Origin of the sequence: Streptomyces sp. SAT1 (assembly GCF_001654495.1) — a bacterium.
GTDB classification, from domain to species: domain Bacteria; phylum Actinomycetota; class Actinomycetes; order Streptomycetales; family Streptomycetaceae; genus Streptomyces; species Streptomyces andamanensis.
The window spans coordinates 176,029-194,897 of the sequence record NZ_CP015849.1; the positions used below are offsets into that span (position 1 = coordinate 176,029).

Annotated in this window: 17 protein-coding genes; 5 read left to right on the forward strand and 12 right to left on the reverse strand. The window is 72.5% G+C overall.

Annotated features, from left to right (window positions below):
* Positions 1–12: 12 nt before the first annotated feature.
* The 8 genes from A8713_RS00720 to A8713_RS00755 all read right to left on the reverse strand — a co-directional run bounded on the left by A8713_RS00720 (position 13) and on the right by A8713_RS00755 (position 9,569).
* Complete coding sequence (locus A8713_RS00720) at positions 13–1,461, reverse strand: aldehyde dehydrogenase family protein (RefSeq protein WP_064530899.1); 1,449 nt, start codon at positions 1,459–1,461, stop codon at positions 13–15.
* A gap of 66 nt (positions 1,462–1,527) precedes the next feature.
* Positions 1,528–2,124 carry a TetR/AcrR family transcriptional regulator gene (locus A8713_RS00725; protein WP_064530900.1) on the reverse strand — a complete coding sequence of 199 codons (597 nt, stop codon included), beginning with the start codon at positions 2,122–2,124 and terminating at the stop codon, positions 1,528–1,530.
* Between the two features lie 8 nt (positions 2,125–2,132).
* Positions 2,133–2,984, reverse strand: coding sequence for an ATP-binding cassette domain-containing protein (locus A8713_RS00730; protein ID WP_064530901.1), 852 nt, complete (start codon positions 2,982–2,984; stop codon positions 2,133–2,135).
* A complete protein-coding gene (locus A8713_RS00735; protein ID WP_064530902.1) occupies positions 2,981–4,771 on the reverse strand; it encodes a dipeptide/oligopeptide/nickel ABC transporter permease/ATP-binding protein in 1,791 nt (596 codons plus the stop codon). Before A8713_RS00735 ends, A8713_RS00730 begins: the two co-directional genes overlap by 4 nt.
* Positions 4,768–5,709, reverse strand: a complete 942-nt coding sequence (locus A8713_RS00740; protein ID WP_064530903.1) for an ABC transporter permease — start codon at positions 5,707–5,709, stop codon at positions 4,768–4,770. The genes A8713_RS00735 and A8713_RS00740 overlap by 4 nt, the downstream gene beginning before the upstream one ends.
* Positions 5,710–5,768: 59 nt before the next feature.
* Entirely contained in the window at positions 5,769–7,280 is a 1,512-nt protein-coding gene (locus A8713_RS00745; protein WP_064530904.1) for an ABC transporter substrate-binding protein, read from the reverse strand.
* A 262-nt stretch (positions 7,281–7,542) separates the two neighbouring features.
* Positions 7,543–8,532 (reverse strand): methyltransferase, encoded by a 990-nt coding sequence (locus A8713_RS00750; RefSeq protein ID WP_064530905.1) that lies wholly within the window; start codon positions 8,530–8,532, stop codon positions 7,543–7,545.
* 68 nt (positions 8,533–8,600) lie between these two features.
* A complete protein-coding gene (locus A8713_RS00755) occupies positions 8,601–9,569 on the reverse strand; it encodes an aldo/keto reductase (protein WP_237305273.1) in 969 nt (322 codons plus the stop codon).
* Positions 9,570–9,661: 92 nt separating this feature from the next.
* Between A8713_RS00755 and A8713_RS00760 the strand changes: the two genes are divergently transcribed.
* Entirely contained in the window at positions 9,662–10,402 is a 741-nt protein-coding gene (locus A8713_RS00760) for an SDR family NAD(P)-dependent oxidoreductase (protein ID WP_064530907.1), read from the forward strand.
* Positions 10,403–10,603: 201 nt separating this feature from the next.
* On the opposite strand, the gene A8713_RS00765 is transcribed toward A8713_RS00760, so the two are convergent.
* The 3 genes from A8713_RS00765 to A8713_RS00775 all read right to left on the reverse strand — a co-directional run bounded on the left by A8713_RS00765 (position 10,604) and on the right by A8713_RS00775 (position 13,150).
* Positions 10,604–10,954 (reverse strand): hypothetical protein, encoded by a 351-nt coding sequence (locus A8713_RS00765; protein ID WP_064530908.1) that lies wholly within the window; start codon positions 10,952–10,954, stop codon positions 10,604–10,606.
* A complete protein-coding gene (locus A8713_RS00770; protein ID WP_064530909.1) occupies positions 10,951–11,463 on the reverse strand; it encodes a DUF6232 family protein in 513 nt (170 codons plus the stop codon). Before A8713_RS00770 ends, A8713_RS00765 begins: the two co-directional genes overlap by 4 nt.
* 229 nt (positions 11,464–11,692) lie before the next feature.
* Positions 11,693–13,150 carry an amidohydrolase gene (locus A8713_RS00775; protein ID WP_064530910.1) on the reverse strand — a complete coding sequence of 486 codons (1,458 nt, stop codon included), beginning with the start codon at positions 13,148–13,150 and terminating at the stop codon, positions 11,693–11,695.
* 100 nt (positions 13,151–13,250) lie between these two features.
* Here A8713_RS00775 and A8713_RS00780 point away from each other — a divergent pair, with 100 nt between their 5' ends.
* The 4 genes from A8713_RS00780 (at position 13,251) to A8713_RS00795 (ending at position 17,761) form a co-directional block, all read left to right on the forward strand.
* Entirely contained in the window at positions 13,251–14,360 is a 1,110-nt protein-coding gene (locus tag A8713_RS00780) for a zinc-binding dehydrogenase (protein WP_064530911.1), read from the forward strand.
* Between the two features lie 133 nt (positions 14,361–14,493).
* The gene (locus A8713_RS00785; protein ID WP_064530912.1) at positions 14,494–15,456 is read left to right on the forward strand and encodes an aldo/keto reductase; all 963 of its coding nucleotides are present in this window, start codon (positions 14,494–14,496) and stop codon (positions 15,454–15,456) included.
* A gap of 2 nt (positions 15,457–15,458) precedes the next feature.
* On the forward strand, positions 15,459–16,487 hold the full coding sequence (locus tag A8713_RS00790) for an alpha/beta hydrolase fold domain-containing protein (RefSeq protein WP_064530913.1): 1,029 nt from the start codon (positions 15,459–15,461) through the stop codon (positions 16,485–16,487).
* The gene (locus A8713_RS00795; RefSeq protein WP_064530914.1) at positions 16,484–17,761 is read left to right on the forward strand and encodes a multidrug effflux MFS transporter; all 1,278 of its coding nucleotides are present in this window, start codon (positions 16,484–16,486) and stop codon (positions 17,759–17,761) included. Before A8713_RS00790 ends, A8713_RS00795 begins: the two co-directional genes overlap by 4 nt.
* Positions 17,762–17,833: 72 nt before the next feature.
* On the opposite strand, the gene hpaD is transcribed toward A8713_RS00795, so the two are convergent.
* Positions 17,834–18,859 (reverse strand): 3,4-dihydroxyphenylacetate 2,3-dioxygenase, encoded by a 1,026-nt coding sequence (gene hpaD, locus A8713_RS00800; RefSeq protein ID WP_064530915.1) that lies wholly within the window; start codon positions 18,857–18,859, stop codon positions 17,834–17,836.
* Positions 18,860–18,869 lie beyond the last annotated feature (10 nt).

Sequence of the window (18,869 nt, forward strand, 5' to 3'; positions counted from 1 at the left end):
GTGGCGGGGGTGTCAGCCATGGTGGATCCACACACCCTTCGTCTCGGTGAACACGTCCAGCGCGTAGGAGCCCATCTCGCGGCCCCAGCCACTGGAGCGGAACCCGCCCCAGGGCGCCGCCGGGTCCGGGACCGGGGGCATGTTGACGAACACCGCGCCTGCGCGGACCTCCGCGGCCAGCCGGTGGGCGGTGGACAGGTCCCGGGTCCACACCGCGGCGGCCAGGCCGTAGCGGGTGTCGTTGGCGCGTACCGCCAGTTCCTCGTCGTCCTCGTAGGTGAGCACGGGCAGTACGGGACCGAAGACCTCCTGCCGGGCCACGGCCATGTCGTCGCGCACCGAGGCGAAGACGGTGGGCCGGTAGAAGTTGCCGTGCTCCAGGGGGCCGTCGGCGCGCTCGCCGCCGGTGACGACCTCGGCGCCGGCGGCGACGCCCTCCTTGACCATGGTGTCCACCCGCCGCAGGTGTTCCTCGGTCACCAGCGGACCCAGCTGGGTGTCCGGGGACATGCCGGGCCCCAGGCGCAGCGCGGCGACGGCGGCGGCGAGCTTCTCGGTGAACTCCTGGGCGCGGCGGCGGTCCACGTAGAAGCGGGAGTAGGCGGCGCAGACCTGGCCGCTGTTGAGCAGCGCGCCCTGGACGTTGCCCCGGACGGCGGCGTCGATGTCGGCGTCGCGGGCGATGATGCTGGGTGCCTTGCCGCCCAGTTCCAGGGTGACCCGTTTCAGGTCGTCGGCCGAGGCGCGGACGATCTCCTGTCCCACCTCGGTGGAGCCGGTGAAGGAGACCTTGTCCACGCCGGGGTGCGCCACGAGGGCCCGGCCGGTGGCGGGGCCGCCGGTGAGGAGGTTGACCGTGCCCGGGGGCAGGCCGGCCTCCGCGCAGAGCCGCACCAGGTGCAGGGCGGTCAGCGGGGTCTGTTCGGCCGGTTTCAGGACGACGGTGTTGCCGCAGGCCAGCGCGGGGGCCAGCTTCCACGCCGCGATCATCAGCGGGAAGTTCCAGGGGGTGATGAGCGCGCACACCCCGACCGGTTCGCGGCGGGTGAAGTGCAGAGTGCCGGGGAAGGAGACCGGGCTGACCGCGCCCTGGATCTTCGTGACCCAGCCGGCGTAGTAGCGGAAATGCTCGGCCGCCCCGGCGACGCTCACCCCGCGGGCGACCTGGAGCGGCTGCCCCTGGTCGCGGGTCTCCAGCTCGGCGAGCAACTCGGCGTCGCGCTCGATGAGTTCGGCGACGCGCCACAGCAGCCTCGCGCGGTCCGCCGCGGTGAGCGCGGCCCACGCGGGGTCGGTCAGCGCCCGCGCGGCGGCGTCGACGGCGGCGTCCACCTCCGGCTGTCCGGCCTGGGCGCAGGTGCCCAGGACCGTCCCGGTGGCCGGGTCGCGGGTGGTGAACTCCGCGCCGTCCGCGGCGGCCGTCCACTCCCCGTCGATGTAGAGCTGGCCTCGCACATTCATGAAGATCCTTTTCTGGGCGGTACGTACGGGGGGCGCGGGGCACGGCGGGCCCCGCGCCCCCGCGGGTCAGTCGCCGGTGATGTCGCGCATCAACCGGTCGACGTGGGCGCGGTGTTCAGGGACGAGCGCGCCGTCGGGGAACATCAGGGCGGTGACGTTGGCGCCGATGGTCAGGCCGATGACCTCCCCGGCGAGGCCGGTCACGGCCGGGTCGTCGGGCGGCTCTCCCCGGCCGCGTGCCGCGGCGATACGGGCGGCGAGCAGCCGGCGCCACCGGCGCAGGTGGTCGCGGTACAGCTCGGCGAGTTCCTCGTTGGCCACCGAGTGCTCCCACAGGGCGAGCAGCACGCGGGCGCCGTCGATGCGGTACCGGTCGAGCGGCAGGGTCGCCTCGATGTCGTGGCGCAGTGCCTCCTCGGGGTCGGGGGCCGGTTCACCGGCTGCTGTCATCCGTTCGTTCATCTCCGCCAGCACGCTCTCGAAGGTGGCCGCGACGATGCTGTCCTTGCTGGGGAAGTAGCGTTTGAGGGCGCCGTTGGCGAAGCCCGCCTCGGCGACGATGCTTCTCATCGTCGCGGCCTCGAACCCGCCCTGGACGATGAGTTTCCTGGCGACCGCGACGATCTCGCGCCGCCGCTGGTCATGATCGATGATCTTCGGCATGGTCGCGCCTACGGTACGGGGGAGGCTCTCACCGCTCGCAGCCCGAGCCAGCTTCTCCTGCGCTCGGCCTGCCGCGCCGGGTCGGCCACCGGGGAGGCCAGCAACAGCCTGCGGGTGTAGGGGTGTCCCGGGTCACGGGTGACGGTCTCGTTGGGTCCGGACTCCACGCACTCGCCCTGGTACATGACCGAGACCCGGTGGCAGATGCGCCGGACCACGCCCAGGTCGTGGGAGACGAACAGGTAGGAGACGCCGGTCTCGCGCTGGATGTCGATGAAGAGGTCGATCACCGCCGCCTGGGTGGTGAGGTCGAGCGCGCTGACGGGTTCGTCGCAGACGATCAGGCGCGGGCGGCGCACCAGCGCGCGGGCGATGGCGACGCGCTGGCGCTGGCCGCCGGAGAACTCGCTGGGGTAACGCGTGACGGTGTCCGCGGGCAGGCGTACGTGGTCGAGCATCTCGGCCACCGCCCTGCGCGCCTCGGCCCGGCCGGTGCCGGACGCGGTGAGGGGTTCGGCGAGGATCTGGCCGACGGTGAGGGTGGGGTCCAGTGAGCCGTAGGGGTCCTGGAAGACGACCTGGAGGTCGGCGGCCAGGCGGCGCCGTTCGGCTCCCTTGGCGTGGGTGATGTCGCGGCCGTCGAAGCGGATGGTGCCGGAGGTGACCGGGGCGAGGCCGAGGATGGCCTTGCCGAGGGTCGACTTGCCCGATCCGCTCTCGCCGACCAGGCCGACGCACTCGCCCGCGCCGATCTTCATGGAGATGCCCTTGAGCGCGCGGAACGTGGTGCGTCCGCGGTGGTAGTCGACGACGACGTCGTCCACTTCGAGCAGCGCGTCCCCGTGGGTGTCCGTGGTCATGAGTGCACCGTCCGTCCGGCCGTGTTCCAGGCCGCGTCCAGGTCGGCGCGGCTCTCGGTGTCGTCCTGCGAGGCGCGGATGAGTTCCGCGGTGTACGGGTCGCCGGGGTCACCGAAGATCTGCTCGACCGGGCCGGTCTCGATGATCCGGCCGTCCTTCATGACGGCGACACGGTCGCAGATGTCGGCGACCACACCGAAGTTGTGGGTGACGATCACCAGGGCCATCCCGTACTCGGCCTGCAACTCGCGGAGGAGTTCGAGGACTTCCGCCTGGACGGTGACGTCCAGCGCGGTGGTCGGTTCGTCGGCGACCAGCAGGCCGGGGTTGCCGGAGACCGCGCCCGCGATGAGGACGCGCTGCGCCATGCCGCCGGAGATCTGGTGCGGGTAGGAGGCCAGCACCCGGTCGGGGTCGGTGATGCCGACGCGTTCGAGGATCGCGCGGGCCCGCTCCCCCGCCTCGGCCTTGGACAGCCCGTGCACCGCGCGCAGGGGTTCGGTCAGCTGGTGGCCGATGGTGTAGCAGGGGTCGAGGTTGCTCATCGGCTCCTGGGGCACGTAGCCGATGCGGGTGCCGAGCAGGGCGTGGCGCTTGGCGCGCGGGAGCGAGCCGGCCTCGCTGCCGCCGACCCAGATGCCGTCGGCGGTGGCGGTGCCGTCGGCCGGGAGCAGGTCCAGCGCGGAGAAGACGGTCTGCGACTTGCCCGAGCCGGACTCGCCGACGATGCCGAGCACTTCGCCGGGTGCGACGTCCAGGCTCACTCCGTGCACGACCTGCTTGTCGCCGTGCGGAGTGCGGTAGGTGACGCGGAGGTTCTCGATCCTGAGCGCGCTGTCCGCCGCCGAGTGCAGCAACTCGCCGGTGGCGCCGCCCTCCTGGCGGGGCGGCGCGGCCGCGCGGGAGCGCCGGGGGGCCGGTGCGGTGCGCGAGTTCACCAGGTCGGCGAGGGTGGAGCCCATGAAGGCGAGGGCGGCGATGGTGATGCCGAGGGCGGCCGAGGGCCACAGCAGGATGAGCGGGTGGGTCAGCATGGTGCGGAACCCGTCGTTCATCATCTGTCCCCAGTCGGGGTTCGCCGCGGTGCCGATGCCGAGGAACTGGAGGCCGGTCTGCAGGCCCATGGCGATGCCGGCGGTCAGCGCGGACTGGATGATGACGGGTGCGTAGACGGCCCGCAGCATGTGGGCGCGCAGGATCTGGGTGTGGGTGAGGCCCGCCACGCGGGCCGCGTCGATGTACGGCTCCTTGCGCACGGCGAGCGCCCTGGAGCGGGAGATGCGGTAGTAGCCGGGTGCCATGAAGGCGCCGACGGTGATCATCAGCACGGTGAAGTCGGCGCCGGTGCCCGCGGCGACGATGAGCAGGACGATCATGCCGGGCACGGACTGCGCGGCGTCGCTGATCCAGGAGAAGATCCGGTCGGCCGGGCCGCCGAAGTAGCCGGCGGCCACGCCCGCGGGGACACCGAGCAGGGCTCCGGCGAGGCAGGCGACGGCGGCGCCGTACAGCGTGGTGCGCGCGCCGTACAGGAGCCGGCTGAAGATGTCGCGGCCGGCGGAGTCGCCGCCCATCAGGTGGCCGTGGCCGGGCGGGGCCTGGGTGAGGTTGAAGTCGACGAAGTTGGGGTCGTGCGGGGCGAGCAGCGGCGCGAACAGGCCCACGAGGACGACGAGGAGGAAGACGGCGAGCGCGGCGACGCCGACGGGGCGGCGCAAATAGCGCGACCAGAGGCGCTGTCTGGCCTGGACGGGCTCGGGTGTGGCGGGGAACGCGGCTTCGGTCATTTCTCGCGCACCTTCGGGTTGACCCACCCGAGCACGAGGTCGAGCAGGAAGTTGACGACGACGACGAAGACGACCGTGACGACGGTCAGTCCGAGCAGCACCGGGATGTCGCCGATCTGGCTGGCCGACTGGGTGAGGCTGCCGATGCCCGGGAGGTTGAAGACGATCTCGACGACGATGGCGCCGCCGAGCAGTCCGACGAACATCACGGCGAGGACGGTGAGCGCGGCGGGCGAGGCGTTGCGCAGCACATGCAGGGTGACGCGCCGCGAGGACAGGCCGCGGGCCCTGAGGGTGCGGACGAAGTCCTGGTGGGTGACCTCCAGGAAGCCGTTGCGCAGTTGTTCGGCGATCATCACGATCGCGCCGAGGGCCAGGGCGATGGACGGCAGGGTGATGGAGCGCAGCCATTCGGTGCCGGAGTGCGCGAGGGGGACGTAGCCGACGGCGGGGAACCAGCGGAGTTTGATGGCGAAGGTCAGGACGAGGATGAGGCTGACCCAGAAGCCCGGGAGGGCGAACAGCACGACGGAGGCGACCTTGAGGACGCGGGCGAGGACGCCGCGGGGGCGCAGTCCGGTGGTGATGCCGACGGCCAGGCCGATGAGGGCGGCCAGGACGGTGGCGGCGATGACGACGGACAGGGTGACCGGGACGCGGATGGAGATCTGGTCGGAGACCGGCTGGAAGTTGCGCCAGGAGGTGCCGAAGTCGCCGTGCAGCGCGTGGGAGAACCAGTCCCAGAACTGGACGAGCAGGGGCCGGTCCAGGCCGAGCTGATGGCGCAGCGCGGCCCGCTGGACCGGGGTGGCGCTGTCGCCGAGGAGGGCGGCGGTGGGGTCGCCGATGGCCAGGTGTGCCAGGAAGAAGGAGGCCGAGGTGACGACCACCAGGAGGACGGCCCCTGAGAGCAGGCGCCGCAAGGTGAATTTGATCATGTGGGACCCCTCTGGGTGCGGCGGCCGGCTGTCGGGGCGGGCCGCCGCCGGGACGGGAACTAGCCGCGCTGGATGAACCGCAGGGTCGGGAACATCATGCCGGTGATGGGGGTCACCGTGATTCCCTTCATGCTGAAGTAGGTGTTGTTCGCCTGGTACCAGACGTCCTGCCAGGCCGTGTCGGTGACCTTGGCGTCCAGTTCGCGGATCAGCGCGGTCTGCCGGTCGCCGGTGGCCGCCTGGATCCTGCCGAGCAGCGACTGGATCTCGGGGAACGCCTCGGTGGAGGGGTTCGGGTTGAACCACTGGCGGGAGGCGATCCGGCCGTCCACCGACGCCGCCGAGTTGGAGTCGAGGGCCACGACCGCCACGAACATCGGGAAGGTGGAGGCGTTCTTCTGGTAGTCGGCCGGTGACATGTTCTTCCAGGTCACCTTGATGCCGAGCTGGCCGAGAATCTGCTGGACGGCGGGCTGCCAGGCCTGGAAGATCGACGACATCGGCATCGTCACCCGGAAGCCGTCGGGGTAGCCGGCCTCGGCCAGCAGCCGCTTGGCCTTGTCCATGTCGAACGGGTAGCGGTCGTTGAGCGAGGCGTCGTAGGCGGGGTCGCCCGCCGGGAACACCTGGTTGGTCGCCACGCCGGAGCCCTGTCCGACGGACTTGAGGATGGCCGCGCCGTCGAAGGCGTGGTTGATGGCCTGGCGCACCCGGACGTCGCCGAGCGGCTTGAGCTGCTTGCCGGTGCGGTCGGTGAACTGGATGCCGACCCAGGTGGCCACCTTGGAGGCGATGTTCCAGCCGTTGCGCTCGGCGTACGGGATGTCGGCCGCGTTGGCGTAGTTGACGTCGAGCTGGCCGGAGAGCATGGCGTTGAAGCTGGCGGTCGGGTCGGCGATCGGGAACACCTTCACCGTGCGGTACGGGTAGGTGGCGCGGTCCCAGTGCCGGGGCTTCTCGGTGAACACGTACTGCGATCCGGGTGTGGACTCGCCGGCCCGGAAGGTGTACGGGCCCGAGCCGACCGGTGCGGCGGTGAGGCTCTTGGCCTTGATGGCGGCGGGCGAGGCCATCCAGCTGCGGCCCAGGCCCATGTAGTAGAGCAGCGAGTCGTTCTTCTTCTTGAGGTGCAGGGCGATGGTGTCCGCGTCCACCTCGGTGACGCTCGTGACGTCGGCGTACGTCTGGCCGGAGCGGACTCCGGACCTGAGGTGCTCCAGGTTCCGCACCGCGGCCGCCGCGTCGAAGCGCTGTCCGTCGCTGAAGGAGACCCCGGTGCGCAGGTGCATGGTGAGGGTCAGGTAGTCCGGGGAGTAGGACCACGACGTGGCGAGTGCGGGGACGGGGCGGGAGTTCTTGTCCAGGGCGACCAGCGGGTCGTAGACGGCGGACAGATAGGGCCCGTCGAAGCCGATGTCGGCGTTGGCCGGGTCCCAGGACGTGACGTCCAGGAGCGTGCCGATCCTGAGTTGGTCCGTCGATGTGCTGCCGGACGTGGCGGCGGCGTTCGTGCAGGCGGCGAGCGCGAGCGCGACGACCGCGACAAGTGCGGCTCTCCAGATCCTCTGCATGGAATCTTCTCTCGGGTAAGAGGGGCGCTGATGCCAGATCGAGCCGGGAGAGGATCGCCGGTTCTCGTCGCCGTCGCAGCGCTCGGCCCATCGATCGACGAGAGCGGGTGCGCGGGCCAGTGTTCCCCCGCACGCCACCTCACGTGTCGTGGCCGTTAGTCTACGGATGTCGGCTAAAAAGACAATGGCCCCGTCGCAGCCGATTGGCGAGCGAGGGGGCCATGTCGTGGCCGGAGGGTCCGGCCGGGGGTGTCACCGCAGGTCAGACAGCTTCCGCGACGACCACACGGGGGCTTCCGGGCAGCGCCAGGACCTCCCGCGGACGCCAGCCGGCGGCCGTCAGCCACTCCTCCACCTCGGACGCCGGGTACACCACCGTGCCGTCGATGACGAAGTACTCCCCGGCGTGCAGCGCGTCGATGGAACGCTGGCGCTCGTCGTCGTCCAGCAGGAAGTCCAGCAGGAGCAGGGTGGCCCCGGGCGCCGCGGCGGCGCGCGCGGCGGTGAGGATCGCCCGGTTCTGCTCCGCGGTGAAGCGGTGGATGACGTGGTTGACCATGACGAGATCGTGCTCCCCGCCGGGGTCGGCCGTGTCGGTCGGTGCGGGTTCGACCGTCGCCCGGTCGGCGACGCCCGCGGCGGCCAGCGCCCCGGTGACGGCGTCGGTGGAGGCGGGGTCGAAGACGAAGCGGGCCGTGAGAGCGGGGTTGGCCTTCAGGGCGCCGATGGCGAAGTCGGGCGAGAGACCGCCGAGGTCGAGCAGGCTGCGGAAGGGGGTGAAGTCGAAGGAGCGGGCGAGCATGGCGGCGTGCAGGGTGTTGTAGCGCATGACCCCGGCCATGAACGCCTTCCACCGGTCGTCGTCCATCTTGAGCTCGCCGGGCTCGGTGGTGTCGACGGTGGTGTCGAACTGGAGCCAGTGGCCGTAGCTGATCTCGTTCAGGAAGGCGAGGAAGGGGTGCAGGTCGAGGTCGCCGTCGCCGGTCAGGTACGCGGCGGCGTCCGGGGCGAGCCGGTAGCGGCCGTCGCGGCGCTCCAGCAGCCCCAGGCCGTTCATGGCGTCGGCGAGGATCCGCGTCATCCGCTCGCTCAGGCCGGTGGCCGAGGCCAGCGCCGGCACGTCGCGCTCGCCCTCGGCGAGGGCGCGGAACAGGCCGGTGCGCGCCGCGGCGAAGAGCTGCTTGGCGCCCATGTAGCCGGTGGCTATCCCGACGATGCGGTCGGGCGTGGCCGGTGTGCCGGATGCGGTCATGGTGTTCTCCTGAGGGTGTGGTGCGGCTGTCGGGGGTGGATCCGTGCGGTGGCCGGTGCCGGCCGGTGTCACCAGGTGCCGTCCGCGGCGACGTCGCGGTCGAGCCAGAGGTCGGCGGTGGCCCGGCGCAGAGCCTGCGCGCCCACCCGGTCGAGCAGGGCCAGCGCGCCGACGTTGTCCTCCAGCTGGCTCTGCCGGGAGACGCCGACCAGGACGTTGGCGGTGGCGGGGTTGGCCAGGCAGAAGGCGATGCCGAGCTGGGCGGGCGAGGCGCCGAACTCGTCGGCCAGGCGGCGCACCGTGCCGTAGGAGGCGGCGACGCGTTCGCGGATGCCGCCGACATCGGCGCCGATCTTGCGGTCCGGGATCAGCTTGCCCGCCAGCATGCCGCCCTCCAGGACGTCGGAGGCCTGGAGGGCGATCTCCCCGGACGCGAACAGCGGCGCGTAGTAGCCGCCCTCCGCCATGGACCTGCGGACCAGGCCGTACTTCAGCTGGGCGAACGAGGGCGGTACGAGTCCTCGTTCGCGTGCGACGTCGATCGCCCGGCGCAGGTCGTCGTAGCGCCAGTTGTTGACACCCCAGGTGTCGAAGCGGCCCGCCTCGATCTGCTCGGCGACATCGGTGACCACGCGCTCGACGTCGAGTTCGCCGAAGTAGTCGCCGACGACGACCGAGTCGGCCCGCTCGGTGCCGACGCGTTCGAGGGAGGTCTCCAGCTGCCGGGTGAACCCGGTGGCGGGGTAGTCCCAGAGCCAGAGCTTTCCGCAGAAGTGCCAGTCGGCGCGGGCGAGCCCGGCCTCCCGTACGGCCCGCCCGAAGATCAGGTCGGTGCGGGCGTTCTCCGCGTGCGGGCCCATGTTGTAGTGCGCGACGTCGAAGAAGGCGCAGCCGAGTTCCGCGGCCCGTGCGATCAGCGCCACGGCGTCGTCGAACTCCATGCGGTCCCAGGTGTTCCACGATCCCAGGGCCAGCACCGGGACCTCGGGTCCACCCGGTCCGAGCCGGCGGCGGGGAACGGTCTTCGCAGCACTCAAAGTTCCTCCCGGAAGCCTCGGGTTTTTCGTCTACAACCGTATACTATACGGCCGACGCCGTGACGCGGGTCACGCTGTGAGGAGAGTGGACGATGAACAAGACACGCACCGTGCTCGTCACCGGTGGAGCGGGCGGGATCGGCCGGGGCGTCGCCGCGGCCTTCGCCGCCGCGGGCGACACCGTGGTCGTCGCCGACCGGGACGCGGAGCGCGTCACGCACACAGCCGCGGAACTCGGCGTCCACGGCCGGGTGCTCGACATCACCGACGCGGCCGCGATCAGCCGTGGACTCGACGCGATCGAGGCCGAGTCGGGCCCGGTCGAGGTCCTGGTGAACAACGCCGGGCTGCTCACCGTGCACGGCGCGCTCCTGGAGCTGGCGGGCTCCGACCTCGACACGATCCTGCGGACCAATGTGCTCGGTACGTTCCTGATGACCCAGCATGTCGCCCGGCGGATGGTCGACGCGGGCGCCGCCGGGGCGATCGTCAACATCTCCTCGATCGGCGGCCGCCAGCCCACGCCCGGCATGGGCGGCTACGAGAGCAGCAAAGCGGCGGTGGACGCGCTCACCCGGTGGGCGGCGATCGAGCTGGCGGAGCACGGGATCCGCGTCAACGCGGTGGCGCCCGGCCCGGTCCTGACCGAGATGCTGGCCACGGGGATGCCCGAGGGGTCGCCGCAGCGCCAGGCCTGGGAGAGCCGCATCCCGCTGCGCAGACTCGCCGCCGTCGACGACGTCGCCGCCGCAGCGGTCTTCCTCGCCGGCGACTCGGCCGCACACATCACCGGCACCAGCCTGCCGGTGGACGGCGGGCAGCTCCTCACCTGAGGGGCGGCGCGGGCCCCGGCCGGATGCCCGCACCCTCTGCGGAGGCGAACGCCGAGGCCGCGAGGCCGCTCATGCCAGAGGCGGCGGACGGTGAGGCGCTCCGGGCCGGGACACCGTGGGAACTCGGCCGCGGTCTCGGGCCCTGGTCCGCTGTTCTGCCCGCGGCGTGGGCCGGACCGTGTCCGCCCCCGGGCAGGCCCGTCAGCTCAGCAGTGCGAGCAGCCGGCCCAGCGCCTCCATGACGGGCCTGCCCACCTCGCCCACGGTCGCCGCGATCTGCGAGACGTGCGCCAGGATCATGCCGCGTTCACGCAGGGCGGTCCGGTCGGGGGTGAGCGCGGGCAGCGCGTCGTCCACGGTCCGGGCCTGCTCCGAAGTGAGCACCGGGCGCAGGTCCCCGAGGAGGCGGGTGAGGTCCGTCACGGCGGCTCGGAGCTGGGCGTCCTGGGCGGTGCCGTCGTTGTGGACGACGGTGCCGCGGTTGATGCCGACGACCTGCTTGCCGCCGTTCACGTTGACGACGTCTCCGTAGTAGTTCGACGTGTCGCTCACAGTTTGATCCCCGTGTTTCCCCTGCCGCCGTTCATGTTGACGACGGAACCGAAGTTGTTCGTGGTGTTGTACTGCTCCAGGACGGCGGAGAACTCGTATTCCGGGTGGTCGATCGCGTACACGACCTGTCCGGCGATCGCCCGCAGTTCATCCATGGTCGGCAGGGTGAGGACCACCCTGGAACCGCTGTTCAGCTCGACGACCAGCACCGGCTTCCTCGACGAGAGCAGGACGGCGCAGACAACGACCAGGGCGGCCAGGGCCAGGACGCCCGGGGCGGGGCCGCCGCTCCCGCCACCCCCGTCCGTGGAGCCGAACCGGTCGGAGACGAAGAAGGCGATGCCCGCGAGCAGCAGGAGGTAGAGGCCGGCCTTGCCCCAGGCGGGCTTCAGCCTGAACACCTCGACCCAGCTGACATTGCGCAGCGGAACCGCCGCCGACCCCACCCACAGGATCTGCCGCTGGACCTGGAGTTCCAGCGGCTTTCCCCTGCGCGGAGGCAGCGGCATCGGCGGTATCTGCGGAGCCGGCTGCGGCGGCCGGGACGGGGGCCGGGGCGGACGCTGGGGCGGAGGCCCGGGGGGTGGTACGCCGGTGTCGCCCGCTTGATCCATGGTCCCCCCGTGCTGTCGTCACCACCCGCGCGGCGCGTGGCGCGGGAGCATCATTAAGCCTGTGCGGGTCGTGGGACGGCAGACGAGATACGGCCAATGTCCTCGTCCCTCGCCGAGTCCCCGGTCAGGCGATCTCCGCCGCCTCGACGGTCTCGGACATCCCCGTCGTCCCGGGCGTCTGCGCCGCCTCGATCGCGCCGACGGCTCCGGCCGCCCCCCGCTCGTAGACGATCCTGCCGTCCACCACGGTCAACTCGACGCTGACGTCAGGGAGTTCGGCCGGGGCGACCGAGTACGGGTCGGTCTCCAGCACGCACAGGTCGGCGGCCATACCCGCAGCGAGCGTGCCCTTCCAGGAGGCGGCGCGGTCCTGGCGGGCCGGCTCCACGGTGTAGCAGCGCAGCAGCCGGTCCATGCGCCGCCGCGGATCGGCGGCGGGGCCCATCCACGCGTCGGCGGCGGCGATCTGGCGCCGCCAGTCCGGCGAGAGCACCGGGGCGTCGGAGGTCAGGCAGAGCGGCACACCCGCGTCCAGCACGGCGCGCAGCGGCCAGGCCGCCGTCGCCGTGCCCTCGCCCAGCGCGGCGTCGACCAGGGGGTGGGTGCGCAGTGCGATCTCGGGCTGGGTGTCCAGACCCACTCCGAGGGCGGCCATCCGGCGCAGTTGTGGCACGGTCACCAGGTCGCCGTGGATGACGTAGTGCCCAAGGTCGACGTCGTGCTCGCGGCGGGCCTGTTCGATCGCGTCGAGCATGACATCGATGGCACGGTCGCCGGTGGCGTGGACGCCCACCTGGAGGCCGAGGCGGTGGGCGGCGAGGATCATCCGGGTCAGGTTGGCCTCGCGTTCGGTGTCGTCGGCACCCGCCACCAGCAGCTCGGGCCGGACGCCGTCCGTGTAGCAGTGGTGCGTGTAGGCCGACTTCATCGGGGGGATGCCGTCGGCGAATATCTTCACGCCGGCGAAGCGGAGCCAGCGCGGGTCGCTCGTGGTGGCGTCGGTGGCGGCGAGCCCGGCGAGGAAGTGCTCCAGGTCGCTGGGGCCGTCGAGTTCGCCGTAGAGCGAGAGCACGGTGACCCGGGCCCGCAGCAGCCCCTCGGCGGCGAGCGCGCGGTACTCCCCCACGACCGAGGTGCCGAACGCGCCGGTCGCGCCCTCGTCCTCGCCGGGACCGAGGCCCGGCTCCGTGTAGCTGGTGATGCCGAGCGAGGCGAGCAGGTCCCCGGCGCGCAGGATCGCCCGGCGGCGCTGCGCGGCGTCGAGCAGGGGGCGCTGCGGTCCGGGGCCGGGTCCCGCGTGCCCGCCGAAGAGGGTGTCCGGCCAGAGCGCGCCGAGCCAGGTGGCGTGCAGATGGGCGTCGTTGACGCCGGGCAGGACGGCCCGGCCGCCGAGGTCGACGACCGTGGTCGAGGGGCCGGTGAGCTCCCTCATCGCGCGGTCGTCGCCGATCCGTGCGACACGTCCGTCGCGGACGGCGATCGCGGTCGCCTCCTCGTCGCCCGCGCACAGGGAATGGACCACCCCGCCTCGCAGGATCAGGTCGGCCGATGCGTTGCGGGCGTCGCCGTCGGCTGTGCGCACGGGTGCTCCTCATTGCTCTCGGGGGTCTCGACATTTGAGTCGACAACCGTAGACTAACGCATCGTCGAGCCGCCGCGTGCTCGATCCGAAGGAGCATCCGATGGACCTTCCCTCCGCCACACGCGCCGCCGTCCTCACCGCGCACGGCGCCCCTCTGGAACTCACTGACCTGCCACTTCCGGCGAAACCGGAGCCGGGCGCCGCCCTCGTGCGGGTCCTGTGCACGACGCTGTGCGGCACCGACATCGAGATCTGGTCGGGGAAGATGACCTTCCCCGGCATGCTGCCGATGGTGCTCGGCCACGAGATGGTCGGCGAGATCGTCGCGGTCGGCGAGGACACCCGCGACGCGCTGGGCCGCGCGCTCGGCCCCGGCGACCGCATCGGGTGGTCCGAGTCGACCTGCGGCGCCTGCCACGGCTGCACCGTGCTGCGCGAGCCGGTCGCCTGCTCCGCCCGCGGCTACGGGTTCCTCCAGCGCTCGGACGCCTGGCCGCACGCCACGGCGGGCCTGTGCGAGTACGCCTATGTGGTGCCCGGCGCCGCCAAACTGCTGCTGCCCGCCGAGACACCCGACACCTGGGCGGCGATGGCGGGGTGTGCCGCCAAGACGGTGCTCCGGGCGTTCTCCCGGGCCGGCGGGGTGCGCCCCGGCTCCCGTGTCGTGGTGCAGGGTTCGGGCGCGCTCGGCCTGTTCGCCACCGCCGTCGCCCGGATCAGCGGCGCGGGCAGCGTGGTCACCGTCGGCGCTCCCGCCTCCCGGCTGGCCCTGGCCCGCGAGTTCGGCGCCGACGAGACGGTGGACATCGCCGAGGGCTCGGCCGCCGTCGTGGACCGGGTGCGGGAACTGACCGGCGGCCACGGCGCCGACCTGGTCCTCGACTTCGCCGGCGCGCCCTCGGTAGGCCGGGAGGCCGTGGAGATGGCCGCGCAGCGCGGACGCGTCGTGATCGTCGGCAGCACCGGTCCGGGCTCCGAGGCCCTCGCGCTGGGCACGGTCATGGGCAAGGAACTCACCGTCGTCGGCTCGCTCAACGGCGACATCGCCGACTACCACGACGCGATCGGCTTCTTCACCTCCTTCCGCGACCGCATGCCGTGGGACCGGCTGTTCGGCACACCCGTCGGTCTGTCCCAGGCGTCCGCCCGGATCGAGGCGATGAGCCGGCACGAGGAGATCAAGGCCGTCGTCGACCCCCGGCTGCCCTGAGACCGCCCCGACCTGCCGCGGTCCGTACCCGCACGGCGCACCCGCACGGCACACCCACGCGGCGCAGCACAGCCGCACACAGCTCCGCACCGCTCCGTACGCCCGCGTACGGGCCCACGAGAGGAACCCACACGTGTCCCCCACGCTTCTCCCCCGCCGCCGCATCGGCAGCAGCGACCTGGAGGTGTCGCAGCTGTCCCTCGGCTCCTGGCACACCTTCGACCGGATGGACTTCGCCGACGCCGTCGCCATGGTCCGCCACGCGCTCGACCAGGGCGTCAACCTCTTCGACGTCGGCGTGTACGGCATGCCCGGCATGCCGCCCGTCTTCACCGACGTGCTGTGGGGCGCGATCATGCGGGCGGTCGGCGTCCCCCGCGCCGACTACCTGGCCTCCGTGAAACTGTGGATCGAGGGCTTCGGCGCCGAGGGCTTCGCCCCGCAGCTGGAGAACGCGTTCCTGCGCACCGGTCTCGAACACGCGGACCTGGTGATCCTCGGCGACCTGCGCCGCGACGACGTACGCCTGGAGGACCTGGTCGGCGACCTCGCCGCGCTCACCGAGGCCGGGCTGATCCGCGCCTGGGGCGTCAACAACTGGTCGGCCTCGAACGTACGCGCCCTGCGCCGCATCGCCGCCGAGCAGGGGGTGCCCGGACCGCAGATCGCCCAGCTGAAGTACAGCCTGGCGCGCCGTTCCATCCCCGACGGGAAGCCGTTCGCCGAGCTGTTCGCCGACGGGTTCGCCATGCAGGCCTCCGATGTGCTGGAGGGCGGCATCCTGGCCGGGCGGACCGCCCCGGAGCGCGAGATCGGCCGCGATCCCGGCGGCATCCGGGACGCCATCGTGGCGACCGTCCCGGCTCTGACCCGGCTCGCCGACAAGCTCGGCACCACCTGCGCCCAGCTCGCCGTCGCCTTCACCCTCACCCACCCGGCCAATGTGACGACCCTGGTCGGTGCCAGCCGGCTGGAGCAGGTGCGGCAGAACGTCGGCGCCCTGGAACTGCTGCGCCGGGTGGGCGCCGAGGAACTGCGCGCCCTGGCCGAGCCGTTCTGGGCCGACCGCGACGCCGTCGACCCGGAAGGCCCCTGACCGTGACCGCGACCGCACCGCGCACCCCGGACGGGGAGCGCACACCGCGCCCGCGCCCCGTCCCCTACGACCCGGAGCTCGAACCGGGCCTCGCGCACTGCCGCGAGCTGATCGAACGCATCCCGCTGCGCGCCGGGACGATCCTCGCCAACCGCGCGCACTTCGCCACACTGGTGCCCTCCGCCGAGGAGGTGATCGGCGACCTGCCCGTCACCTACGAGCATGTCGCCGCGCCCGGTCCGGCCGGGGCGCCGGACGTGGAGCTGACCGTGCTGCGGCCACGCGGCACGGTACGCGACGCGCCGGGCCTCTACTCGGTCCACGGCGGCGGCATGGTCCTCGGCAACCGGTTCTTCGGGCTCGCCGGTCTCGTCGAGGACGTCCTGCGCTACGGCGCGGTCGCGGCCACCGTGGAGTACCGCCTCGCCCCGGAGCATCCCGCGCCCGCCGCCGCCGAGGACTGCTACGCGGGTCTGCTCTGGTTCGCCGGGCACGCCGCCGAGCTGGGCGTCGATCCGGCCCGCGTCGTCGTCGGCGGCGCGAGCGCGGGCGGCGGCCTGAGCGCGGCGGTCGCGCTGATGGCCCGGGACCGCGGCGGCCCCGCCCTCGCGGGCCAGCTGCTGGACTGCCCGATGCTCGACGACCGCAACGAGACCGTCTCCAGCCGGCAGTACGACGGCATCGGCATCTGGGACCGCGCCAACAACGACACCGCCTGGGCCGCGCTGCTCGGCGCGGACCGGGGCACGGACGCGGTGTCGCCGTACGCGGCTCCCTCGCGCGCGCGTGACCTGTCCGGGCTGCCGCCCGCCTTCGTGTCGGTCGGGGCCGCCGAGGTGTTCCGCGACGAGGCGGTCGACTACGCCACCCGGATCTGGGCGACGGGCGGGCAGGCCGAACTGCATGTGTGGTCCGGCGGCTTCCACGGCTTCAGCGGCTTCTCCCCGGACGCCGAGGTGTCCCGGGCGGCCGGGGCCGTGCGCCACTCGTGGCTGGAGCGCGTCCTCGGCGTCACCGGCCGGTCCCGATGACGGCGGACACGATCAGCGGCGCGCGCCCGATGAGCGCGCGCCGCGCCGCGTTCGTGCTCGGTTCGCTGGAGGTGTTCGGGCCGCTGTCCATGGATCTGTCGATGCCGCTGCTGCCCCGGCTCGCCAGGGACCTGCACACCAGCGACAGCCTCGCCCAGGCGTCGATGTCGGTGTGCATGCTGGGGCTGGCCTTCGGCCAGTTGGTGGCGGGTCCGCTCAGCGACCGCCTGGGCAGGCGCCGGCCGCTGCTGTGGGGCATCGCGCTGTTCGCGGTGTTCTCGCTGCTGTGCGCGCTCGCCCCGACGATCGAGGTGCTCCTCGTGACACGTTTCCTGCAAGGTGTCACGGGCTCGGCGGGTGTCGTGATCGCGCTGGCCGCCGCGCGGGACATCGCCTCGGGCATCGAACTGGCGCGGCTGCTGAGCCTGCTGGGGCTCGTCGGCGCGCTGGCGCCGATCCTGGCCCCGGTCGCGGGCGGGCAGCTCACCGCGGTGCTGGACTGGCGCGGGCTGTTCGTGGTGCTCGCCGCCGTGGGCGCCGCCCTGCTGGCGGTCGCCGCGACGCTGCTGCCGGAGACGCTGCCCGCCGCCCTGCGGCATCCGGGCGGGTTCGGCGACACCGGGCGGCGGTTCGCCGTGGTGCTGCGCGACCGCCTGTTCGTCTGCTATCTGCTGGTGGGAGCGTGCACCGGTACGGCCTTCTTCACCTACCTCGCGTCCATCAGCTTCGTGCTCCAGGACGGTTTCCACCTCGGCCCGCGTGCGTTCAGCGCGGTCTTCGCGGCCAACGCGGTCGTCGCGGTGCTCGGTTCCCTGTGCAACCGTGCCGTGGTGCGCCGGGCCGGGCCCGTGCGCATGTATGTGGCGGGCACGACGGCGACGGCCGTGGCCGCCCTGGGACTGCTGCTCGCGGTGCTCGCCGGGGCGGGCCTGGCCGTCGTGCTGGTGCTGCTCGCGCTGGTGCTGTTCTGCTACGGCGTCATCAGCCCGAACAGCTCGGCGCTGGCGCTCGCCGGGCACGGTGAGCGCGCCGGGACGGCGGCGGCCCTGCTCGGCATGTCGGCCTTCGCCGTGGGCCCCGTGGTGGCGCCCCTGGTCTCGCTCGGCGGCAGCGCCGAGACGACCATGGCCGTCACCATGGCGGCGGCCACCGCCGTGGCCGGTGTGCTGGTCTGGACGACCGTGCTGCCCCGGCTGCGCCGCGCCGGGGAAACCGCACCGGCCGGCGGGCCCGGGGACAGGAGCACGGTGAAGCGGCCCGGCGTGCCGCGCTGACGGCGACCTGGGCGCAGGCGAAGACACGTGTGCCGGGTGGCGGAGCGTTCCGCCACCCGGCACATCCGTGTGTCAGTCGTCCTGCTTGACCGGGTCGACGATGCCGAGGCCGTCGGCGCCGACCTGGACGGCGGACTCGTCCAGCACGGCCTCCACGACGGGCTGGGGCCTGCCGTCGAGGTCCAGGACCGGGGCCGCCTCCTTGTACCAGGACTCGATCACCGCGTTGCCCCAGAAGTCGCGGCGGCGGTCGTCGTGCACGTTCCACCGGTACGTCTCGTGGTCGGGGTCGCCGGTGTAGTAGTCGGAGGTGTAGATCTCCACCCGGTGGCCGTCCGGGTCGCGCAGATACAGGTAGAAGGCGTTGGAGACACCGTGCCGGCCGGGGCCGCGCTCGATGTGGTGCTCCTTGCGCAGGGAGCCGAAGATGTCGGCGGTGCGCAGCACGTGGTGGGACTCGTGGGTGGCCACACCCACATGGTGCAGCCGGGGTCCGGCGCCGCCGGTGAAGGCGACGTCGTGGACGGTCTGCTTGCGGTACATCCAGGCCGCGTACAGCTCGTGCTCGTCGCCCTCGATGGTCTCCGAGCAGCCGAAGCCGAGCGCCTGGTAGTGGGCGTAGGCGGCGGGTATGTCGGGGGTGCAGATGTTGAAGTGGTCCAGGCGGGCGATCTCGGCGCCGCGGCGCAGGTCGTAGCGCTGGATGAGGCGCTCGGCGCGGTCGATGTCGTGGAAGAACTCCACCGGGAAGCCGAGCGGGTCGACGACGCGTACGGCGTCGCCCACACCGGGGGTGCCCTGTCCCCTGGGGACGCGGCGGACCGGGCGGCCGAGCGCGGTGAAGTACTCCTCGGCGCGGTCGACGTCCTCGGGGGTGCGCACCCGGTAGGCGAGGTGGTCCAGGGCGGCCGTCCCGCCCTGCCGAAGCACGAGCGAGTGGTGGGTGAGTTCGTCGGTGCCGCGCAGGCAGAGCATCGCCTCGTCCTCGTACTGGACGTGGAAGCCGAGCATGTCGCACCAGAACCAGCGCGCCTTGGCCAGGTCGGTGACGACGAGCTGGGCGTAGGCGGAGCGGACGACGTCGGGAGGTGTACTCATGGGGGTGCTA

What these genes read in the sequence shown, in the direction of transcription:
- A8713_RS00720 (WP_064530899.1), bottom strand. Translation starts at nt 1,461, where the DNA reads ATGAATGTGCGAGGCCAGCTCTACATCGACGGGGAGTGGACGGCCGCC.
- A8713_RS00725 (WP_064530900.1), bottom strand. Translation starts at nt 2,124, where the DNA reads ATGCCGAAGATCATCGATCATGACCAGCGGCGGCGCGAGATCGTCGCG.
- A8713_RS00730 (WP_064530901.1), bottom strand. Translation starts at nt 2,984, where the DNA reads ATGACCACGGACACCCACGGGGACGCGCTGCTCGAAGTGGACGACGTC.
- A8713_RS00735 (WP_064530902.1), bottom strand. Translation starts at nt 4,771, where the DNA reads ATGACCGAAGCCGCGTTCCCCGCCACACCCGAGCCCGTCCAGGCCAGA.
- A8713_RS00740 (WP_064530903.1), bottom strand. Translation starts at nt 5,709, where the DNA reads ATGATCAAATTCACCTTGCGGCGCCTGCTCTCAGGGGCCGTCCTCCTG.
- A8713_RS00745 (WP_064530904.1), bottom strand. Translation starts at nt 7,280, where the DNA reads ATGCAGAGGATCTGGAGAGCCGCACTTGTCGCGGTCGTCGCGCTCGCG.
- A8713_RS00750 (WP_064530905.1), bottom strand. Translation starts at nt 8,532, where the DNA reads ATGACCGCATCCGGCACACCGGCCACGCCCGACCGCATCGTCGGGATA.
- A8713_RS00760 (WP_064530907.1), top strand. Translation starts at nt 9,662, where the DNA reads ATGAACAAGACACGCACCGTGCTCGTCACCGGTGGAGCGGGCGGGATC.
- A8713_RS00770 (WP_064530909.1), bottom strand. Translation starts at nt 11,463, where the DNA reads ATGCCGCTGCCTCCGCGCAGGGGAAAGCCGCTGGAACTCCAGGTCCAG.
- A8713_RS00780 (WP_064530911.1), top strand. Translation starts at nt 13,251, where the DNA reads ATGGACCTTCCCTCCGCCACACGCGCCGCCGTCCTCACCGCGCACGGC.
- A8713_RS00795 (WP_064530914.1), top strand. Translation starts at nt 16,484, where the DNA reads ATGACGGCGGACACGATCAGCGGCGCGCGCCCGATGAGCGCGCGCCGC.
- hpaD (WP_064530915.1), bottom strand. Translation starts at nt 18,859, where the DNA reads ATGAGTACACCTCCCGACGTCGTCCGCTCCGCCTACGCCCAGCTCGTC.